This window comes from Streptomyces sp. URMC 127 (assembly GCF_051386535.1).
GTDB lineage: Bacteria > Actinomycetota > Actinomycetes > Streptomycetales > Streptomycetaceae > Streptomyces.
The window spans coordinates 1-1,099 of the sequence record NZ_JBPQTW010000456.1 but is presented as its reverse complement, the minus strand read 5'-3'; the positions used below and the strand labels follow the sequence as shown (position 1 = coordinate 1,099).

Annotated in this window: 1 protein-coding gene; it reads left to right on the top strand. The window is 74.4% G+C overall.

Annotated elements, in window-relative coordinates; genetic code table 11:
* The coding region (gene cbiE, locus ACSNOH_RS34870) for a precorrin-6y C5,15-methyltransferase (decarboxylating) subunit CbiE (protein WP_436725455.1) at positions 1–1,099 on the top strand (1,099 nt) is incomplete at both ends.

Here is a 1,099-nt window from a genome sequence, read left to right as displayed (position 1 = left end):
GCCGAACGCGTCCCCTGGCCCTCCCCCCTCCGCCCGGCCGTCCCGGGCCTGCTTGCGGCGCACGCGGGCCGCCGCGTCTGCGTACTGGCCAGCGGCGACCCCATGTTCTTCGGCATCGGCCGCACCCTCGCCGAGACCATCGGCCCGGACGCGCTCCGCGTCCTCCCGCACCCGTCCTCCGTCTCGTACGCCTGCGCCCGCCTGGGCATACCGCTGGAACAGACCGAAGTACTCAGCCTCGTCGGCCGCCCACTCGCAACGCTCACCCCGGCCCTCCATCACAACCACCGCCTCCTGATCCTCAGCGCGAACGCGGACACCCCCGCCGAAGTCGCGGCCCACCTCCGCGCACACGGCTACGGCCCGAGCCGCATGACGGTCCTGGAACAACTGGGCGCCCCCGCCGAACGACGCATCGACGGCACGGCCGACGACTGGCACCACGCCCCCGGCGACGCCCTCAACGTCATCGCCGTCACCTGCCACCGCGCCCCCGGGGCACCCCGCCTCCCTCTCACCCCGGGCCTGCCCGACGAGGCCTACGAACACGACGGCCAGCTGACGAAGCGCCACGTCCGGGCAGCGACACTCGCCGCCCTGGCCCCGGCCCCCGGCGAACTCCTCTGGGACGTGGGCGGCGGTTCCGGCTCGATCGCCGTGGAATGGATGCGATCCCACCGCACCTGCCGCGCCATCAGCATCGAACGCGACCCGGCCCGAGCGGCCCGCATCACCCGCAACGCCGAAAGACTGGGCGTCCCCGGACTCCAGGTCGTCACCGGCCCCGCCCCCGCCGCCCTCACCGGACTGCCCAACCCCGACGCAATCTTCATCGGCGGCGGCCTCACCGCCCCAGGACTCCTGGACGCGTGCTGGGAGGCACTGCCTCCGGGCGGCCGCCTGGTGGCCAACACGGTCACCCTCGAATCCGAGGCGCTGCTCAGCGACCGGTACCGCCGCCACGGTGGCGAACTGACCCGCCTGGCCGTCGCGCACGCCGTCCCCGTAGGAGGCTTCACGGGCTGGCGCCAGGCGATGCCGGTGACGCAGTGGTCCGTGGTGAAGACGGCGCCGCAGCCGGAGGACGGGCGGGAGGGGG